The organism is Paenibacillus sp. P4_A9 (assembly GCF_056402415.1).
In genome coordinates, this window is sequence record NZ_JBFUHL010000016.1 from 66,232 (window position 1) to 85,384 (window position 19,153).

Below are 19,153 nucleotides of genomic sequence, written 5' to 3' on the forward strand. Positions count from 1 at the left end.
ACTTTAGCTGCGCACAACCTCGTCTAGATAAGAATACGTGCGAATATGCAACTATTTTGGCGTGAATCCTCTGAATTCATCAATATTACTAAAAATAACTGCAGAATCGCACGTATTTCTCATTTTGCTATGATTTTCCGATAAATGGTTGTACTTATGCACTTTTGCTATCAGATCCTGGGTGCGTAGTGGCGCCGGCACATGGCGGCGGTCAACCCCCTTTTGTGGGCAATAAGGACGGCATCGAGACAACCCTCAGGCTCTCCTCTCGCTTACTGCAAACCGCCATAAACTTAATCATTCTTCTTACGCGCACCTAAACTGCCGAACATCCAACAGCATAAGCTCAGGCTGCCCATCTGAAAGCTATGGTGCAGCAGCTTCGCGCTCCGTGAAGCATCACCCGCTCCAAGCGCGATCAGCAACGGGGCAAAATGCTCCGGCGTCGGTACCGCTTCCCGCACATGCGGCGCTCTTTCGTCGTAGCGGATCAGCGCCTCCAAATTCCACGTTTCTAGCTGCTCCGCTAACCACTCGTCAAACTCCACAGCCCATAGCTTCGGCACCGGATTATCAGGATCCAGTTTCCGTAAGTTGTGCACCGTCCCGCCGCTGCCAATAATGAGTACCTGCTCATCCCGTAAGGATCCTATCGCGGCACCAATCCGATAATGCTCCTCGGGCGTTAGCTTTGGATTGACGGACAGCGTTACCACGGGAATCTGTGCATTTGGATACATAATGGAGAGCGGAACCCAGACTCCGTGATCCAAGCCTCGCCTGTCATTGAGCTCACAGCGTATGCCATCTTGCTGAAACAGCTGCTGGATATGCAGGCTTAGGGTAAGATCCCCTTTGGCCGGATAGTTAATGTCATAAAGTTCTTCCGAGAAACCTGAGAAATCGTAGATCATCTCCGGCTCGACGGCCGAGCTAATCTTCTGCACAGCGCTTTCCCAATGCGCACTGAAAATCACAATGGCTTTAGGCGTTGGAATCGACATCGCAAGTCTTTGCAAAAACTCCGTGTACGCATGCTGCTCAATCGCCAAGCTCGGTGAGCCATGTGCAATAAAAAATGCCGGTAGCATCGCAAATCCCCCTCCCACACAAACACAAATCAGTGCCAATTATCTACATTATTCTCGAATCTGTGAAAATAAAACCTTGCCGCGCTAGCGTGGGGTGATTCCGTCAGTGCTTCAGCGCTTTCGTCCTTCCGGCCTCATCACTTACCGTTCACAAACTGCGCAATCCCATCCGCAATACCGCTAGCCAGCTTCTGTTGATACGCAGCCTCCGACATCAACTCGTCCTCCTCGGGATTCGTCATGAACCCGATTTCTACGAGTGCGACGGGTACCTTCGACCAGTTGAAGCCGCTAAGGTCGTCGCGTGCTGAAAGGCCTCGCCCTTTCGAGCCTGTTGCTTTTTGCAAGCCTTCGAGCAGATAACCAGCGGCTAGCTTACTCTCCGCGGCGATGGGCTTAACAGCTGTTTGTGCAGCTGACGGGTACAGCACCGAAAACCCCCTCGTACTCGCCGCTGCGTCCCCATCCGCGTGAATCCGTACAACCAACACCGCGCCCGCCTCATTCGCCATATCCGCACGCTGCTTGTTGCTGATATCCACGTCATGCGTCTCACGCGTCATCGTAACAATGATCCCCCGTTGAACCAGTTCAGCTTTAAGCAGCAGGGATACCTCCAGATTGAGCACATACTCCGGTTTCTTCGTGCGTACACCAACGGTTCCTGAGCTGACCTTGGCCTTCGTTTCTCGTGTATCTGGCCCGACCTGTTCAGGCTCATTGTTGCCCAGCCGTTGATGCCCAGGATCGATCATCACGAGCTTATTGCTCTTAGGGATGTTCGGTACCGTGGTTGGAGAAGCCGCCTTCGATGGTGTTGGCTTCGTTGTTGGTGTTGCAACTGGTGTTGGAGCCACTATTGGCGACGGCGTATTTGTAGGTGCAGCCTGTACCCCAGACGTCGAAGCGGTAGCCGTCACATTAACCGTAGCTGACGCTTCCTGCTTAGCAGGCTGCACACTCTGCACCGCCCCTGTCGTAGGCGAAGCCGCTGATGACGGCGGCTGGTTATCCCCACAAGCAGCCAAAAAACCTATAAGCGATATGACCGCAGCGAGGTGCAGCATTCTTTTATAACACATCGGCAATCCCCCCTTTTCTCTATGTTCTGTATAAAAACAGCCAACATTCACGAAAATAACATTACCATGCTTCTCCACATTTGGGAGGTCCCGCTATGCAGGCACTTTGGGATTACATCACTGATCACTGGCTGTCCATTTCATTAGTCGTTCTAGCCTTACTGGCGTGTTTTTTCGTCTACAAGAACAGAAGTAAATATATTAGAGGCTGGGATAAAAAGTAGCTGGGCAAAGCACCGTCCACTACACCATTCCAGCACGCCCCGTCACACGTAAAAAACACAGCCCCCTTGCGCACGCCCCCAATCGGGTAATCGCTTCTAAGAGGACTGTGTTTTTTTGTTGTTCTTACAAGCTATTTCAATGCTTTCATCGCGATGTCTGTTCGGTAGTGCTTGCCTTCAAAATGGATCCGATCCGCATCCGCATAAGCCTTCTGACGAGCTTCTACAATATCTTTGCCAAGGCCAGTGATACCGAGCACGCGTCCACCATTGGTGACGATTTGCCCGTTTTCAACGGCTGTACCTGCGTGGAACACAAGGGAATCCTGCACTTGATCGAGGCCCGTAATCGGCAATCCTTTCGGATATGGACCTGGGTAGCCTGGCGAAGCCACGATCACGCATACTGCGGCTTGCTCACTCCACTCAATCGGCTGCTCAGCCAACGTGCCGTTGTTGATCGCTAGGAAAATATCCAGCAAATCCGTTTTCAATCGCGGCAAAATCACCTGCGTCTCTGGATCACCGAATCGCGCGTTGAACTCAATCGTTTTTACACCGTTAGGAGTCAAAATCAGACCCGCATACAGCACGCCTTTGAACGGACGGCCTTCTGCCACCATCGCATCCGCCGTTGGTTGAACGATGTTCACAAGTGCTTCTTGCACGATGGACTCAGGAATATGCGGCAGTGGGGAGTACGTCCCCATTCCGCCTGTATTCGGCCCTTTATCATTATCGAAGACTGGCTTATGATCTTGCGAAGGCACCATCAAACGCACAGTCGAACCATCCACGAATGCCAACAAGGACATTTCTTGGCCTGTCAGGAACTCCTCGATCACGACGCTTGCGCCTGCTGACTTACCAAACACCTGACCCACCATGATGTCTTTCAGCGCTGCTTCCGCTTCTTCCATCGTTTGAGCAACCGTAACACCTTTACCAGCGGCTAAGCCGTCTGCTTTGATTACGATAGGCGCTGTCTGCGAGCGCAAGTAAGCAAGTGCCGGCTCATACGCATCAAAAGACTCATAAGCCGCCGTAGGGATGCTATATTTTTTAAGCAGCTGCTTCATGAACACTTTGCTGCCTTCAATGATCGCAGCGTTGGCGCGCGGGCCGAAGGCTGCAATCCCTTTTGACTCCAAATGATCGACCAAACCTGCCGCTAACGGATCATCAGGCGCGACCATAACCAAATCAATCGCTTGCTCCTTAGCAAACGTACTGATCTCTTCGAACTGAAGCTCCGTGATCGGCACGCACTCTGCTAATCCGGCAATTCCGCCGTTCCCTGGTGCGCAAAACAGTTTGCTGATTTTTGGGCTTTTGCTCAGTGCCCATACAATCGCATGCTCACGTCCGCCACGTCCAATAACTAATACACGCATATGATGGAACCCCTCTCATGGGGAATGCCCACGGTCCACTTACGAATCGTGAGCATTCTCAATTGTTTTAGTGTTTAAAGTGACGAACGCCTGTCATGACCATCGCAATGCCATTTTCGTTGGCAACGCGAATGGATTCTTCGTCTTTGATGGAGCCGCCTGGCTGAATCACCGCAGTGATGCCTGCTTTTGCTGCCATTTCAAGTGTATCGCCCATCGGGAAGAACGCATCGGATGAAAGAACGGAACCTTTCGCCTTGTCGCCAGCTTGCTCGATCGCGATTTTCGCTGCGCCGACACGGTTCATTTGACCAGCGCCTACGCCGACTGTCATATCGTCAGCCACGAGTACGATGGCGTTAGATTTAACGTGCTTAACTACTTTCCATGCGAAAAGCAATTGCTTCATCTCTTCCGCTGTCGGTTGACGCTCGGAAACGACTTTTAGATCGGCTTCTGTCAGTTGGTAAGCATCGCTAGCTTGTACAAGCATACCGCCCTCAACTGATGTAACCACTGGCTCTGATTGGCGACCAGCAATCGTATCCAAACCGGCTACTTTGAGTAGGCGGATGTTTTTCTTTTTAGCCAGAATCTCAAGCGCTTCTGGTGTAAAATCTGGCGCGATGACGATTTCCAAGAAAATCTCATGCAGCAATTGTGCTGTCGCTTCGTCGATCGCACGGTTAGCAGCCACGATTCCACCGAAAATGGACGTCGGGTCAGCATTGTACGCTTTCGTGTAGGCTTCAAGTACGTTCGTACCGATACCCACGCCGCAAGGGTTCATGTGCTTCACTGCTACAACCGCAGGCTCGCTGAACTCTTTTACAATTTGAAGAGCCGTGTTCGCGTCATTGATATTGTTGTACGATAATTCCTTACCGTGTAATTGTTCAGCCGTTGTGATATTGCCAGCAGCTGCATTCGGCTTGCGGTAGAACGCTGCACTTTGGTGCGGGTTCTCGCCGTAGCGAAGCTCTTGCATTTTCTCATACGTTACTGTGTAACGCTCTGGGTAAGGCTCGCCTTGCAGGCCAGTCAAATAGTCGCCGATCAAAGCATCGTAAGCACCCGTGTGACGGAACACTTTTGCCGCCAGACGTTTACGTGTTTCCAACGTAGTGTCACCAGTCTCTTGTACTTCTTCCAACACTTTCGCATAATCCGTCGTGTCGACGATTACGGAAACGAAAGCATGGTTTTTCGCTGCGGAACGAAGCATAGTCGGTCCACCGATATCGATGTTCTCGATCGCATCTTCGTAAGTCACATCAGGCTTCGCAATTGTCTCTGCAAAAGGATACAAATTCACGACAACCAGATCAATGTACTCTAAGCCAAGCTCTTTCATGCTTGCTTGGTGCTCTTCGTTGTCACGAACAGCCAGAAGTCCACCATGAACATTCGGGTGAAGTGTCTTCACGCGTCCATCCATGATCTCCGGGAATCCTGTAACCTCGGAAATACCGATAACCGGTACCCCTTTATCCTTCAACAAACTAAGCGTACCGCCTGTGGAAATGATCTCAACGCCCAGCTTCGACAGCTCGCTCGCGAATTCAACGATGCCCGTTTTATCGAAAACGCTGATCAGTGCTCTTTTGATTGCCACTATGCTTCCTCCTTAGGGAATGGAATTGTATGTGAATGGGTAAATGAAATGATGATTTATATAAATACCATGTAGCCAGACGCATCCGGCTCACTACCAGCCAAAAAAAGATGCAAAAGTGCAGGTTTCTTATCGCAAATCAGTCAAATTGCCGTAAAATGTTGCGAAAATGCAGGAATTTGTTCCTATTCAGCTGATTTCTCATACATTGAGCCAGAAAATGATGCATTTTCGCATCAATCCACTAGTTTGGATGGGCTTCCGAAATAAAATAATGTATTTTCGCATGATTCACGCTACGCTTGCAGTCATGCATCGAACCTCAAAACCTACTTCCGCACGCTAACCCTGCGGCCGTCCAAGCTCACGCGGCCCTCGCGCAGCCACCGCACAACCTGCGGCAGCAGCACGTGCTCAGCCGCATGGATTCGCTCCGTGAGCGAATCTGCCGTCTCGTGCTCGTGGATCTCCACGGCACGCTGAGCAATAATCGGGCCGGAGTCCAGCCCGCCATCGACGAAGTGCACCGTGACGCCTGTCTGCTTCACGCCATACTCAACAGCCTGCTCTACAGCGCGTACGCCGGGGAACGAAGGCAAGAGCGATGGGTGGATGTTAATCATCCGCCCGAAGAACGGCTCAACCAGCACATTCGTAATAATCCGCATGTAGCCTGCCATTACGACCAGATCAACCTGGCGATCCTGCAGCTCTTTTAAGATAAGCGTCTCATACGCCTCACGGCTTTCGTACTCCTTCGGGTTGAAGGCAAACACAGGCACCTTCGCTTCCTTCGCACGCTCAACAACGAATGCCTGTGGGCGATCACAGACAAGAAGCTCGATGCTGACATCAAGCTTCCCCTTCTGTACCTGATCCACAATGGCCTGGAAATTAGAGCCGCTGCCCGAAGCCATAATCGCAATGCGATAAGGCTGCATTATACGTCAGCTCCTTGGAACGTAACCACGCTCTTACCATGTGTTACAACGCCTAAACGGTAAGCTTTCTCACCTTGCGCTTCGGCTGCAGCAATAGCTTTCTCTGCATCGTCAGCTGCCACGATCACAACCATCCCGATTCCCATGTTGAACGTGCGGAACATATCATTGTTCGTGATGTTACCCACACGCTGCATCAAGGAGAAAATCGGAAGGATCGGCCATGATCCATATTGAATATCGACGTTCACGCCATCAGGCAGAACGCGCGGAATATTTTCGATGAAGCCGCCGCCTGTAATATGCGCCATGCCTTTGATCGCTACGTCTTCCAACATAGCCAGAACTGGCTTCACATAAAGCTTCGTTGGCTCCAGAAGCACGTTACCCAGCTTGTCACCAAGCTCTTCCACATGCCCTTGAAGCGTATATCCGTTATCTTCTAGCAAAAGCTTACGCACAAGCGAGAACCCGTTACTGTGCACACCGCTTGAAGCTAGTCCTAGCACGACATCTCCAGGACGGATCGTTGTTCCGTCGATGATCTTTTTCTTGTCGACGATTCCAACCGTAAAGCCGGCAATGTCATACTCCCCTTGTGCATACATGCCCGGCATTTCCGCCGTTTCGCCACCGATCAATGAGCAGCCAGACTGCGCACAACCGTCGGCGATCCCTTTAATGATCGCTTCAATTTTTTCTGGAATGACTTTGTCACAAGCAAGGTAGTCGAGGAAGAACAATGGCTCTGCGCCTTGAACGATAATATCGTTCACACACATTGCAACCGCGTCGATCCCAATCGTATCATGCTTATCCATGGCAAAAGCGATCTTCAGCTTCGTGCCTACGCCGTCCGTACCGGATACGAGAACAGGCTCCTCATACTTGTCTTTGTTCAAGCTGAACAGCCCGCCGAAGCCTCCGAGATCTGTTAACACTTCAGGACGGAATGTCCGTTTTACGTGCTTTTTCATCCGTTCTACTGCTTCGTTCCCCGCCGCGATATCGACGCCAGCCTTTTTGTAAGCATCCGACACTGACCAACACTCCTTAGTTTGTCTATGTATGAGGAGGTCGCTAGACCCCCTCTTTCTCTACTACTTATTAATCACAAGCACAGCCAACCTTCGTCACATCAACAATTTCAGTTGGATAGCTATTATCGAAGCAAGCCGTACAGTAGCCGCTCTCTTTGCCAGCGGAACCTTGACCGATCGAGTCTAACAGCCCATCCTTCGTTAGAAAATGAAGCGAATCCGCGTTGATCGCCTTGCGAATTTCTTCAATCGTGTTCATCGCCGCGATCAGCTCTTTGCGGTCCGGTGTATCAATTCCGTAATAACAAGGGTTCATAAAAGGCGGCGAAGAAATCCGCACATGAACCTCCGTTGCCCCTGCTTCACGAAGCAGGTTGACGATGCGTAGGGACGTTGTCCCACGAACGATGGAGTCATCGATCATCACGACACGCTTGCCTTCGACCACCTTGCGAACGGCGCTCAGCTTCATTTTGACACCTTGCTCACGAAGCTCTTGGCTTGGAATGATGAACGTCCGGCCCGTGTAGCGGTTCTTGATCAGACCCAGCTCATAAGGAATCCCGGTTTGTTCTGCAAAGCCAATCGCAGCGGAAATACTTGAATCCGGCACGCCTGTTACAATATCCGCATCCACGAAAGCTTCCATCGCTAATCGTTTACCCATCCGTTTACGAGCGGAGTGAATATTAACGGTGTCGATGTCGCTGTCAGGACGAGCGAAGTAGATGTATTCCATGGCACAGATGGCGCGCCTGCCGCTCTCTGTAAACCGTTCAGAACGGAATCCATCACGATCAAGAACGATAATCTCGCCTGGTTGCACATCACGGAAATACGTAGCTCCTACAGCATCGAAAGCACATGTCTCCGACGCAAACAAGTAAGCATCCCCGAGACGGCCGATCATGAACGGACGTAAGCCATTCGGATCGAGCGCTGCAATCAGTTTATCCTTGGTGATAATGAGGAATGCGAAGCCGCCGATGACTTGATTCATCGCATCTTTCACGGCATCAACGATATCATCATGCTCCGAACGAGCAATTAGATGCGCCATAACCTCAGTATCACTTGTAGTTTGGAAAATGGAACCCTTACGCTCCAGCTCACGCTTGATAATGTTGGCATTATCTAGGTTACCGTTCGTGGCAATCGCTAGATCACCCTCACGGTATTTGAACACGAGCGGCTGTGCATTCGCCAGCTTGCTTTCGCCTGCTGTCGAATAACGAACATGGGCAATCGCAGTTGGACCTGTCAGAGGTGCTAGGATATCATTTGTAAAAACCTCTTTGGCAAGTCCCATGCCACGATAATAATTAAATTTGCCTTCATCGACCGTACAGATGCCGGCACTTTCCTGTCCACGATGCTGAAGGGCATGCAGCCCGTAATAGCACAGCGAGGACGCGTCGGGATGACCATACACCCCGAACACCCCGCACTCCTCATTCAGCTTATCGAACAATCCGCCTTGGCCGCCGATACCTTCGTTGTAATATTCGCCTGTCCAAAGCTCATGCTGTCCATTATCAAGTTGTACAAGTGGAGCTGCAGGAAGCTTCAGGGCCTTGGATTGTTTCACGCCATTAGACATGGAATCGCATCCTTCCAGACTTTCGCCAGCTCACTTACCGGAGACTGGAGACGCTGTTCGTTATTGATTTTGACAGTCAAGTCTGAACCTGTTACTGTGCCGATTTCTTGATATGGTACGCCTTGGGAAGCGATCCAATGTTTAAGCGCATCAGCCTTCGCAGGCGTAGCACTCAATACGATACGGGATTGCGTTTCACTGAACAGTGCAAAATCAGGACGAAGATCAGACGTTACATTCACCGATGCGCCTACGTTTCCACTGATACAGCTTTCTGCAATTGCTACAGCCAAGCCGCCTTCAGACAAGTCATGCGCAGAAGCAACAAGACCTTCTTGAATCGCTTTGAGCACAGCGTTTTGCAGGCGTTTCTCTGTTGCCAAGTCCAACTCAGGAGGACGGCCTTCCGTAACACCGTGAATCACATATTGAAATTCACTGCCGCCGAGCTCAGCTTTCGTCTCGCCTAGCAGGATGATGATGTCGCCTTCGTTTTTGAAGCCTTGTGTTGTGATGTGGTCGATATCATGGATAAGACCAACCATCCCGATAACTGGTGTAGGGTAGATTGCGCCCTTGGCATTCTCGTTGTAAAGCGAGACGTTACCGCCGATAACCGGCGTATCCAAGAAGCGGCAAGCTTCTGCCATACCGTCAGTGGATTTCTCCAGCTGCCAGAAGATCTCAGGCTTGTCCGGGGAACCGAAGTTCAGGTTATCCGTAACTGCAAGCGGCTCAGCACCGGAACAAACTACGTTACGTGCTGCTTCCGAAACCGCGATACGCCCGCCCACTTCTGGGTCTAGATACACGTAGCGTCCGTTACAATCCGTTGTCATCGCAAGACCTTTGCGCGTACCGCGGATTGTGATTACTGCTGCGTCCGAACCTGGACGCACAGCCGTTTCCGTACGAACCATGTAGTCATACTGGTTGTAAACCCATTCTTTGCTCGCTACCGTTGGGGACGCGAGTACGGATTTCAGCGCTTCCGTCAACTTCGTTACCTCTGGGTAACGTGTTGTATCGATCGATGCGCTCTCTTCGTAATAAGCCGGCACCTTGCTTGGCTTATTGTAAACTGGGCACTCGTCAACGAGTGCGCCTACAGGCATGTTCGCCACGACTTCACCGTGGTGAATCAGCTTGAGGAAACCGTCGTCGGTTACCTTACCGACTTTCGCGCAGTGCAAGCCCCAGCGCTCGAAAATGCCCTTAGCTTGCGCCTCATCCTTCGGCTCAACGACGAAAAGCATACGCTCTTGGGACTCAGACAGCATCATTTCATAAGCTGTCATGCCTTCTTCGCGTTGTGGAACTTCATCCAGGTACAGCTCCATGCCGTTACCTGCTTTACTTGCCATCTCAGCGCTGGAACACGTAAGCCCCGCTGCGCCCATATCTTGAATTCCGAGCACGATGCCGGAATCGATTAACTCTAAGCAAGCTTCTAGAACTAGCTTTTCCATGAACGGATCGCCAACTTGAACCGCTGGACGCTTCGCTTCGGATTCAGCTGTCAGCTCCTCGGATGCGAATGTCGCACCGTGGATACCGTCGCGGCCAGTTGCTGGGCCTACGTAGAAGACTGGGTTGCCAACACCTTTGGCAACACCGCGTTGGATCATATCGTGGTCGATGAGACCCACGCACATTGCGTTAACGAGCGGGTTCCCCTCGTAGCTCTCGTCGAACATCACTTCGCCGCCAACGGTCGGGATCCCGATACAGTTACCGTATCCAGCGATACCGGAGACAACGTGCTCGAACAAGTACTTCACACGATCGTTTTGCAGCTTACCGAAACGCAAGGAATTCAGCAACGCCACTGGGCGTGCGCCCATGGAGAAAATATCACGAATAATACCGCCCACACCTGTCGCCGCGCCTTGGTAAGGCTCGATTGCGGAAGGGTGGTTATGACTTTCAATTTTGAAAACAACCGCTTGGTTGTCTCCGATATCTACAATCCCTGCACCTTCACCAGGTCCCATTAGAACGCGAGGTCCTGTTACTGGGAATTTGCGAAGCACGGGTTTGGAATTTTTGTAAGAACAATGCTCGGACCACATTACGCTGAATACGCCGATCTCTACATAGTTAGGCGTACGTCCAAGGAAGCCACAAATCTTAGCAAACTCTTCGTCGGTTACACCCATTTGCTTGTAAATCTTCTGTTCCGCGATTTGTTCCGGAGATGGTTCCTTAGCGGATAGCTGCTGCGTCATGTTTTTCCCTCCAAGCACTTAGAATTGATGTGAACATTTTCTTACCGTCGGCGGAGCCTAGAATCTCATGAATGGCGCGCTCTGGATGGGGCATCATACCCACGACGTTCCCTGCTTTATTGCTGATTCCTGCGATATCATCAAGTGATCCGTTCGGGTTGTTACCCGCTTCATAACGGAAAACGATTTGGTTGTTTTCTTGCAATTCTTTCAGTGTTGCGTCATCACAATAGTAGTTGCCTTCACCGTGTGCGATCGGAATGTTGATCAATTCACCTTCGGCATAATCACGTGTGAACGCCGTTGTGTTGTTCTCAACCTTCAGAACTGCTTGGTGACAGCGGAATTTCATGCTGTTATTGCGCAGCAAAGCACCTGGCAGCAAACGAGCTTCCGTCAACACTTGGAATCCGTTACAAATACCTAGAACGTACTTGCCTTCTTCCGCAGCCTTAACAACAGCCTTCATGACGTTCGTAAACTGAGCGATCGCTCCGCAACGCAGGTAATCCCCATAAGAGAATCCTCCTGGTACTAGGATACAATCGTATTTGGACAAGTCGCCGTCCGTATGCCATACATAGTCAACAGGTTGACCAATCGTGTCTTCAATCGCTTTGTACAAGTCGATATCGCAATTCGATCCCGGGAACACAAGAACCGCAAAATTCATGACTTCTTCCTCCTAAAAGTTTTGCTTTAGCAAAACTAGCTTCGTAAGCATTCGCTTTGATTAACTTGTGTCTATTACACCAATTCGTAACGGTAGTCTTCGATTACTGTGTTTGCAAGCAACTTCTCGCACATCGCTTTAACGCGTGCTTCCGCTTCTGCTCTGTCTGTTGTACCTAGCTCAAGCTCCAAATATTTACCGATGCGCACTTTGCCCACTTCTTCGAAACCCATGGAGTGAAGTGCTCCTTGTACTGCCGTTCCTTGCACGTCCAATACGTTCTGTTTAATTGTTACATAGACTGTTGCTTTCATATAAAATCTCTCCTCAGCGTTATTTTAGAGGTAGTTCAAAAAGTCGTCTTTTGATCACGAAGCAATCCGAGAAGCCTATTCGACATCGAATCTTGCGTTCACCTTCGAAGTCCGGTGCTCATGTAGGTTTTGCCTACACTCCGCTCCTCCTTCTTCAGGTTCTCGCAATCTTCTCGGTGCTGAAAACTCGACTTTTTGAACCCACATTTTTAGTCAACCAAACGGTGCAAAATCCCTTTATATCGGTTCGAAGTCTCTTCCACAACTGCTGCTGGAAGCTCATCCGGTTCACTGTTTTTATCCCAACCTGATCCCGCTAAGTACGTGCGAACAGGCTCTTTGTCCATGGAATCGATCTCGATATCCAAAGCATATTTATCTTGTGACCAGTAACGGGAAGAATCCGGTGTAAAAATTTCATCAATGATAATAAGTTCACCCGCATAGAAACCGAATTCAAACTTCGTATCTGCTAAAATGATGCCTTTTTGCTCACAGATGCTATGCGCCAGCGTGTACAACATGATGCTGCGCTCTTGCAGTGCGTAAGTCAACTCTTCGCCGACAAGCTCGATCATTTGGGCAATGGAGATGTCCTCATCGTGACCAACATCATTTTTCGCTGCAGGTGTGAAAATCGGATCACTCAAACGCTCGTTTTTGCGCAAGCCTTCAGGCAATTTAAGGCCGTTAATTTCGCCAGTTTTCTCGTACTGTCTCCAGCCATTCCCTGTGATATAGCCGCGAACCACGCACTCGATGGAGATGCGCTCTGCCTTTTTCGCCACAATAATACGTTCCTTCAACAGTTCGCGATCTTCCGCACTTGGAATAATGGCTTGAAGCTTCTCTACGTCCGTGTGGATGATGTGATTATTCATATAACCGCTGGTAATCCCGAACCAGTACTTGCTCAATGCATTCAAGACATACCCTTTATCCGGAACGCCAGGCTTAAGAATATAATCAAAAGCCGAAATCCGATCCGTTACCACGATCAAAAAGCTATCGCCCAGATCATACAGCTCACGCACTTTCCCTTTGTGAACCAGAGGCGCATTAATCATTTCTTCTGCTGTATCCAAGATTGCATTTGCCACGAACCACACACCCCTTCCTGCTTAAATAGATCTTCTATTTCAAACCTAAACGGTCAAATATCGTGCTTACATGCTTCAAATGCCAGCTTGGATCGAAGCAATCTGCGATTTCTTCAGGGCTTAACACTTCTGTAATCACGGATGCGTTCTCTACAATTTCACGGAATGAGCGTTGCTCTTCCCATGCTTGCATCGCTCTCGGTTGTACCGTATCGTACGCTTGCTCACGCGCAAAGCCTTTGTCGATCAGCTTCGTCATGACGCGGCCGGAGAAAGGAACATCATACGTGCTGCGCATGTTGCGTTTCATGTTCTCAGGGAACACCGTCAGGTTCTTGATGATGTTACCAAGACGGTTCAACATGTAGTTCAGCAACTGTGTTGCGTCTGGTAAAATAATACGCTCAACGGAGGAGTGCGAAATGTCGCGCTCATGCCAAAGCGTTACGTTCTCGTAAGCGGACACCATGTGTCCACGAATAACGCGGGACAGACCGGAAATGCTCTCGCAACCGATTGGGTTACGTTTGTGCGGCATTGCGGAGGAGCCTTTTTGACCTTTTGCAAATGGCTCTTCAACTTCGCGGAACTCACTCTTCTGAAGTGCGCGAATTTCCGTTGCAAATTTGTCTAGGGATGTCGCTACCAATGCAAGTGTAGCCATGTATTCTGCGTGACGGTCACGTTGCAAGGTTTGTGTGGAAATTGGCGCTGCTTTCGTACCAAGCTTGCCACATACATATTCTTCAACGAAAGGATCGATGTTCGCGTACGTGCCAACTGCTCCTGAGATTTTACCGAATTGTACGCCATCAGCGGCAAAACGGAAACGCTCCAGGTTACGCTTCATTTCCTCGTACCATAGTGCCATCTTCAAACCAAACGTCGTTGGCTCTGCGTGAACACCATGCGTTCTGCCCATCATTGCTGTATCTCTATGTTCAATCGCTTTATTACGTAGGATTTCGATGAAGTTCTGGATGTCTTTGTCCAAAATCTCGTTCGCTTGGCGAAGCAAGTAACCCAGTGCTGTATCGACAACGTCTGTAGACGTTAGGCCGTAGTGAACCCATTTACGCTCAGGTCCGAGTGTTTCGGATACCGCTCTTGTGAAGGCGATCACGTCGTGACGCGTCTCTTGCTCGATTTCATAAATGCGATCGATGTTGAAGCTTGCTTTCTCGCGCAATACCTTTACATCTTCCTTAGGGATTACACCAAGCTCGGACCAAGCCTCGCAGGAAAGAATTTCAACTTCAAGCCATGCGTTAAACTTATTTTCTTCCGTCCAAATGCGTGCCATCTCAGGGCGTGTATAACGTTCAATCATAATTCCGTGCCTCCAATAAGTTTCATTTACTTACTTTCCCAAATGCCTGTCTGTTCTATCCAAGTCAGAGCTTTCTCAACATCACTTGTTAAAAGATTGATGTGGCCCATTTTACGTTTTTCTTTCGCTTCCTTCTTGCCGTACAGATGAACCTTAGCAGAGACGCCTAAAGCTTCATTCTCCAGAAAGCCTGGCTCAGCCAGACGATCATGCAAAGGAGCGATATGCTCACCTAACAAATTGACCATCACAACCGGCGTTAGCAATTCCGTTGAGCCAAGTGGCAAGTTGCAAATCGCGCGTACGTGCTGCTCGAACTGTGATGTCCGGCAAGCTTCCATCGTGTAATGCCCAGAATTATGCGGGCGTGGCGCAAGCTCATTGACGTACAGTTGGCCATCCTTGGTCAGGAATAGCTCAACCGCAATGAGCCCGATCACACCGAGAGACTCAGCAATACGAATCGCTAGCTCTTCGGCTGCCTTCTGCACGGGCACAGGAATGCGTGCCGGCACGATGGATTCGTGCAGAATATTATGTACATGTATATTTTCAGCAGCAGGAAATGCTTTGACCTCGCCGCGTGGACTTCTAGCTGCAATAACGGATAATTCCTTGTCAAAATGAATGAATTGTTCGAGCACCAGCTCGGTTTTGGCGCGGCTGAGGGTTTCATAGGCTTCTGCCACTTCGTCAAGCGAATGTAGCACCCATTGCCCTTTGCCGTCATAACCGCCAGTAGCGGTTTTGAGTACGCACGGCGTACCGAAGCGTTCAGCGGCTTCTCTTAGGTCCGCCTCGCTCGTGATTTCCGCGTATGGCGCAACAGGTACGCCCGCCGCTTGAATCGCTCTCTTCTCACGAAGACGGTGCTGTGTCGTGTATAAAAGGTGACTGCCTTGTGGAACATAGGACTCTTCCATCAAGATGTTGGTGACGTGTGCATCGACGTTTTCGAATTCGTACGTGATTACGTCCGAACGTGCGGCAAGCCTTCTGGCTGCCTCCACATCATCGAAGTTCGCTTGAATTTGATCCGCGACTTGGCCGCATGGCGCGTCTTCGGTCGGATCAAGCGTTACGAAGCGGTACCCCATGTTGCGTCCTGCTAGCGTGAGCATACGCCCTAGTTGCCCACCGCCAAGAATACCGATGGTACCGCCTGGCTGGATCACTTTACCGCTGGATGCTTCACTCATAGATTGTCACTGCTTTCTAAGACCGTTTGCGTAATGCGCGCACGACGAGCCTTCACTCTCGCTTGGATCTCAGGATCGAAAGCGCCTAGAATTTGCGCTGCAAGCAAGCCTGCATTCGTTGCACCTGCATGACCGATTGCCACTGTTGCAACAGGAATGCCACCTGGCATTTGTACAATAGAGAGCAAAGAGTCCATACCGTTCAACGTAGACGTTTTGACTGGAACACCAATAACCGGAAGCTCTGTTTTGGCTGCTACCATTCCTGGTAAATGCGCCGCACCGCCTGCTCCGGCAATAATGACTTGTAGGCCTCGTTCGATGGCCGATGCTGCATAGTCGAACATCAGATCCGGCGTTCTATGCGCGGAAACGACCTTTTTCTCATAGGCTACGCCCAGTTCGTCCAACATATCACAAGCATGCTTCATCGTTTCCCAATCCGACTGGCTTCCCATAATAACACCAACACGTACCGTCATCACAAACCTCTTTCTGAAAGCCGACTTTTAAAATCTTCATATAAATAAAAATGCCCAGAGTTAGAATTCACGATTCTATACGCTGGACAGCAAAAGAACCGAATGCAAAAAGACCATCATTTCCTATGGTTCCCCTCATTCGCTTCCTCGTAGTCCAAAAATTCATGGTTCTTGGGTAGATACTTCCAGGCCTTATTCCTGATTTTATACGAGTTGATTCGACATTTTCAATTAGTGCGGCATCATTTCCCGCTTACCTAGTTTACTACCAACTAACGTGCCATGTCAATTTGAAAAAACGAACGATTATTACTTTGTTCTTTTAAATAGTTCGCTTTTTAGGTGTATTTTTCTATCTTTTACCTGTTTCAGAACAAAGATACGTTTCTCAACATGGCGATATGAGTTCATCCCATGTTTTCGGACTCGGAAAGCGCTTACGTGATCGAACCTTATATTTTTCGACAAAATGAAGCCATGAGAAAAACTTCTCTCGAAGTCCTTCGAGGATGAGCGACCGCGTTTTAAAGGTTGTTTTTATCGCCAATTAGAAAGATGTTTTCGGAAACCGAAAACTTATACTTTCTAATGTGGTAAAGAAAAGAGACAGGCCCAAAGCCAGTCTCTTACGAATTACATTCTGAATAGATATCCAAATCAACACATTGCGCAATTGCAGCTGCCTTTACGGTCTGGACCCCTTTATTAGGGAGGAGGTTCATCTATCAAATAATTCAGTTTATCGTTTGCTGTTCCTTATAAGCCTCGTCTACTAATTTTAGCGCTTCTTCTAACAGAGTGACTTGGAACAACCGATCCGTCAAACGATCCAGTACATCAAGATCGGTCAAACAGGCTAACTGTTCGATCATTCCACGACTTGCTTCACCGAACTGGGATTTGATGAACTTACCAAGAATTTTACGTTCACCTTCAATTTCGCCTTCGATCTTTCCTTCAATCTTGCCCTTCAATTCCGCATCCTTTTCCCATTGTGTTTTCAACTCCATAATCTTCTCCTCCTCCATCGGCTCCAACCTATGAATTTCTATCTGCAGCTCTTGCTTCTCTATGTCATCCAACACCAAATACGTATCGAAAAATCCTGTAATCAAATGCATCCGCGCCGGATCAAGCTCTAATCGAACGAGCATCCGCAAAAACTCTCGCTTTACTTGTACTCTTTCTTCTTTAGTATACCCCATTTTACTTAACAGCGCAGCAGCGATTGGATTGTCCTGCTTCATATATTGACGCCAATCTTTCTTACGCAGTTCAACCGTGTAATACTGAAAATTCAGCACATCCTTAAATGGAAATTGCAAACGGAATGAATCCGGTTCATCCTTTACCTCATCGTAGCTAAAAATAGCAATCGGTATAATGCGACATCGGTGCTTCTCATATAATCGGCTAAAATAAACAAACATTCGCTCTGGAAAGAAGCTCTGCCACTGCGCTTGCGATTCGATATGTACAATAATTAGTGCCGTTTCCCCCTTCAACCTCGTTTCGATGAGGAGATCGACCTTTCGCTTCTCCCCCACTACAACATCGGTATACACCTCCTCCGATAAGAAAGAAATTAACCCGAAATCTATCGCCTCATGCAACTGCGGAAAAAACAGCAACATAAACTCCTCGAGATACGTCTGAATCAATTCCTTGAATAATCGATCATGATCAATAGCCATTAACAGCCTGCACCCCACACTTCTCCATAATTTTGAAAATAAAAAAAGCACCAACCAATCCGTAGAAAACCTACGTTTGGCGGTGCTTCCGCTAATGCAATTATACCCTGCTAATGTATTTTAGTAAACATGACTACTACTTGCTCTTCTTCGCCAAAAGGTTCATTCATGTAATAGCTAATACTTACTTATTCTATCACCAAGCTGCCCGCTTCTACTCCCACACCCAGCTTTATGAAATCGCCAACCGTGAGCGTTCTAAACTCTTCCTTCCACGGCGACTGCGCCTGCAGCTCACCGTAAATCTCTTCAACCTTCTGCACACACACTGTTTGTACGATTCGTGCATATTCCAAGCAGCCCGAGTCCTGAATCAATTCTTTTACTTTCTCTTGATTCTCCAACAGCAACGCAGCGGTAATCTGTCCCTCATAGTACGCTTTGACAGGTGAAAAGGCTTCGTCTTCCACAGAAAGCAAATACAAAATCGGCAATGTCCGCTTCCTTGCCATCAAATCACTTTTCTCATCGTAGCGAACGAGATCACGCATATCATTTTGAATCTGATGAAGCAGTCCTACGCAATCAGCTATTTGGTGAAGTTGTTCAGTGGTTTCCTCCGAACAATCCGTCCCCGCGTATCCCATGTAGCACGCCAACCGGAACAACGAGCCGGATTTCTCTTGCGTCATCCACAGATACGAATCAACAGTCGCAGCGGCATTCGTCACATCTTTATGCTGACCATTGATCGATCTCGCGATAATTTTACTGATTTGGGCGAGCATACTTCCGCTTGCATTCAGCTTTCCAAGCTCTCCGATCACCCCGACAATCAGCGCAAGCACAGCATTCAATGCACTCGCTAGCTCTACCTTCATCCACGGTTTACTCTCACTATCTTGATCCTGCAAATCGTCGACGATATCCAAAATGAGAATAACCAACTCTGTGATTGCGGCACGACGCCCTATATCGGGTGAATTACCGCCAAACATGGCGTGTACGCACAAAGTAATTTTCGCCCATGATAGTAAAGACGTCTCCTTATCCGACATACATGACCTCAGCAGCTCTTTCAAATCCTCATCGAACATATAATCATCCATCATCTGTGCCATATGCTGCTGAATGTCCTGCATGCGA

Annotated in this window: 17 protein-coding genes and 1 riboswitch; of the genes, 1 reads left to right on the plus strand and 16 read right to left on the minus strand. The window is 49.1% G+C overall.

Annotated features, from left to right (window positions below):
* Nucleotides 1-293: 293 nt before the first annotated feature.
* Entirely contained in the window at nt 294-1,091 is a 798-nt protein-coding gene (locus tag AC1DVJ_RS13675; protein ID WP_477591512.1) for a DODA-type extradiol aromatic ring-opening family dioxygenase, read from the minus strand.
* 137 nt (nt 1,092-1,228) lie between these two features.
* Nucleotides 1,229-2,173 (minus strand): N-acetylmuramoyl-L-alanine amidase family protein, encoded by a 945-nt coding sequence (locus AC1DVJ_RS13680; RefSeq protein ID WP_477591514.1) that lies wholly within the window; start codon nt 2,171-2,173, stop codon nt 1,229-1,231.
* Nucleotides 2,174-2,268: 95 nt separating this feature from the next.
* Between AC1DVJ_RS13680 and AC1DVJ_RS13685 the strand changes: the two genes are divergently transcribed.
* The gene (locus AC1DVJ_RS13685) at nt 2,269-2,397 is read left to right on the plus strand and encodes a hypothetical protein (protein ID WP_477591515.1); all 129 of its coding nucleotides are present in this window, start codon (nt 2,269-2,271) and stop codon (nt 2,395-2,397) included.
* Between the two features lie 131 nt (nt 2,398-2,528).
* On the opposite strand, the gene purD is transcribed toward AC1DVJ_RS13685, so the two are convergent.
* From purD to AC1DVJ_RS13755, 14 genes are all read right to left on the minus strand, one after another.
* On the minus strand, nt 2,529-3,791 hold the full coding sequence (gene purD, locus AC1DVJ_RS13690) for a phosphoribosylamine--glycine ligase (protein ID WP_477591517.1): 1,263 nt from the start codon (nt 3,789-3,791) through the stop codon (nt 2,529-2,531).
* A gap of 67 nt (nt 3,792-3,858) precedes the next feature.
* Nucleotides 3,859-5,406 (minus strand): bifunctional phosphoribosylaminoimidazolecarboxamide formyltransferase/IMP cyclohydrolase, encoded by a 1,548-nt coding sequence (gene purH / locus AC1DVJ_RS13695; RefSeq protein ID WP_477591519.1) that lies wholly within the window; start codon nt 5,404-5,406, stop codon nt 3,859-3,861.
* Between the two features lie 329 nt (nt 5,407-5,735).
* The gene (gene purN, locus AC1DVJ_RS13700) at nt 5,736-6,347 is read right to left on the minus strand and encodes a phosphoribosylglycinamide formyltransferase (protein ID WP_477591521.1); all 612 of its coding nucleotides are present in this window, start codon (nt 6,345-6,347) and stop codon (nt 5,736-5,738) included.
* Nucleotides 6,347-7,387: a phosphoribosylformylglycinamidine cyclo-ligase gene (purM, locus tag AC1DVJ_RS13705; protein WP_477591523.1), complete on the minus strand. Its 1,041-nt coding sequence runs from the start codon at nt 7,385-7,387 to the stop codon at nt 6,347-6,349. The genes purN and purM overlap by 1 nt, the downstream gene beginning before the upstream one ends.
* 67 nt (nt 7,388-7,454) lie before the next feature.
* Nucleotides 7,455-8,987: an amidophosphoribosyltransferase gene (gene purF / locus AC1DVJ_RS13710; RefSeq protein ID WP_477591524.1), complete on the minus strand. Its 1,533-nt coding sequence runs from the start codon at nt 8,985-8,987 to the stop codon at nt 7,455-7,457.
* Complete coding sequence (gene purL, locus AC1DVJ_RS13715; protein ID WP_477591525.1) at nt 8,972-11,215, minus strand: phosphoribosylformylglycinamidine synthase subunit PurL; 2,244 nt, start codon at nt 11,213-11,215, stop codon at nt 8,972-8,974. The genes purF and purL overlap by 16 nt, the downstream gene beginning before the upstream one ends.
* On the minus strand, nt 11,193-11,888 hold the full coding sequence (purQ, locus tag AC1DVJ_RS13720; RefSeq protein WP_477591527.1) for a phosphoribosylformylglycinamidine synthase subunit PurQ: 696 nt from the start codon (nt 11,886-11,888) through the stop codon (nt 11,193-11,195). Before purQ ends, purL begins: the two co-directional genes overlap by 23 nt.
* A 74-nt stretch (nt 11,889-11,962) precedes the next feature.
* Nucleotides 11,963-12,202: a phosphoribosylformylglycinamidine synthase subunit PurS gene (gene purS, locus AC1DVJ_RS13725; protein ID WP_028556672.1), complete on the minus strand. Its 240-nt coding sequence runs from the start codon at nt 12,200-12,202 to the stop codon at nt 11,963-11,965.
* Nucleotides 12,203-12,411: 209 nt separating this feature from the next.
* Nucleotides 12,412-13,269: a phosphoribosylaminoimidazolesuccinocarboxamide synthase gene (locus AC1DVJ_RS13730; RefSeq protein ID WP_477591563.1), complete on the minus strand. Its 858-nt coding sequence runs from the start codon at nt 13,267-13,269 to the stop codon at nt 12,412-12,414.
* A 67-nt stretch (nt 13,270-13,336) separates the two neighbouring features.
* Nucleotides 13,337-14,632, minus strand: coding sequence for an adenylosuccinate lyase (purB, locus tag AC1DVJ_RS13735; protein ID WP_171637556.1), 1,296 nt, complete (start codon nt 14,630-14,632; stop codon nt 13,337-13,339).
* A 26-nt stretch (nt 14,633-14,658) separates the two neighbouring features.
* A complete protein-coding gene (gene purK / locus AC1DVJ_RS13740) occupies nt 14,659-15,831 on the minus strand; it encodes a 5-(carboxyamino)imidazole ribonucleotide synthase (protein ID WP_477591530.1) in 1,173 nt (390 codons plus the stop codon).
* Nucleotides 15,828-16,313 carry a 5-(carboxyamino)imidazole ribonucleotide mutase gene (purE, locus tag AC1DVJ_RS13745; RefSeq protein ID WP_436245544.1) on the minus strand — a complete coding sequence of 162 codons (486 nt, stop codon included), beginning with the start codon at nt 16,311-16,313 and terminating at the stop codon, nt 15,828-15,830. Before purE ends, purK begins: the two co-directional genes overlap by 4 nt.
* A 130-nt stretch (nt 16,314-16,443) precedes the next feature.
* Nucleotides 16,444-16,545: riboswitch (purine riboswitch) on the minus strand.
* A gap of 502 nt (nt 16,546-17,047) precedes the next feature.
* Entirely contained in the window at nt 17,048-18,007 is a 960-nt protein-coding gene (locus tag AC1DVJ_RS13750; RefSeq protein ID WP_477591532.1) for an Rpn family recombination-promoting nuclease/putative transposase, read from the minus strand.
* Between the two features lie 188 nt (nt 18,008-18,195).
* The gene (locus tag AC1DVJ_RS13755; protein ID WP_477591534.1) at nt 18,196-19,149 is read right to left on the minus strand and encodes a polyprenyl synthetase family protein; all 954 of its coding nucleotides are present in this window, start codon (nt 19,147-19,149) and stop codon (nt 18,196-18,198) included.
* Between the last annotated feature and the right edge of the window lie 4 nt (nt 19,150-19,153).

Excerpts from the sequence above, each read along its gene's own strand:
- purK (WP_477591530.1), bottom strand. The coding sequence starts at position 15,831 with ATGAGTGAAGCATCCAGCGGTAAAGTGATCCAGCCAGGCGGTACCATC.
- purQ (WP_477591527.1), bottom strand. The coding sequence starts at position 11,888 with ATGAATTTTGCGGTTCTTGTGTTCCCGGGATCGAATTGCGATATCGAC.
- purF (WP_477591524.1), bottom strand. The coding sequence starts at position 8,987 with ATGTCTAATGGCGTGAAACAATCCAAGGCCCTGAAGCTTCCTGCAGCT.
- purS (WP_028556672.1), bottom strand. The coding sequence starts at position 12,202 with ATGAAAGCAACAGTCTATGTAACAATTAAACAGAACGTATTGGACGTG.
- AC1DVJ_RS13750 (WP_477591532.1), bottom strand. The coding sequence starts at position 18,007 with ATGGCTATTGATCATGATCGATTATTCAAGGAATTGATTCAGACGTAT.
- AC1DVJ_RS13675 (WP_477591512.1), bottom strand. The coding sequence starts at position 1,091 with ATGCTACCGGCATTTTTTATTGCACATGGCTCACCGAGCTTGGCGATT.
- purE (WP_436245544.1), bottom strand. The coding sequence starts at position 16,313 with ATGACGGTACGTGTTGGTGTTATTATGGGAAGCCAGTCGGATTGGGAA.
- purD (WP_477591517.1), bottom strand. The coding sequence starts at position 3,791 with ATGCGTGTATTAGTTATTGGACGTGGCGGACGTGAGCATGCGATTGTA.
- purN (WP_477591521.1), bottom strand. The coding sequence starts at position 6,347 with ATGCAGCCTTATCGCATTGCGATTATGGCTTCGGGCAGCGGCTCTAAT.
- AC1DVJ_RS13730 (WP_477591563.1), bottom strand. The coding sequence starts at position 13,269 with ATGATTAATGCGCCTCTGGTTCACAAAGGGAAAGTGCGTGAGCTGTAT.
- AC1DVJ_RS13685 (WP_477591515.1), top strand. The coding sequence starts at position 2,269 with ATGCAGGCACTTTGGGATTACATCACTGATCACTGGCTGTCCATTTCA.
- AC1DVJ_RS13755 (WP_477591534.1), bottom strand. The coding sequence starts at position 19,149 with ATGCAGGACATTCAGCAGCATATGGCACAGATGATGGATGATTATATG.
- AC1DVJ_RS13680 (WP_477591514.1), bottom strand. The coding sequence starts at position 2,173 with ATGTGTTATAAAAGAATGCTGCACCTCGCTGCGGTCATATCGCTTATA.
- purB (WP_171637556.1), bottom strand. The coding sequence starts at position 14,632 with ATGATTGAACGTTATACACGCCCTGAGATGGCACGCATTTGGACGGAA.
- purL (WP_477591525.1), bottom strand. The coding sequence starts at position 11,215 with ATGACGCAGCAGCTATCCGCTAAGGAACCATCTCCGGAACAAATCGCG.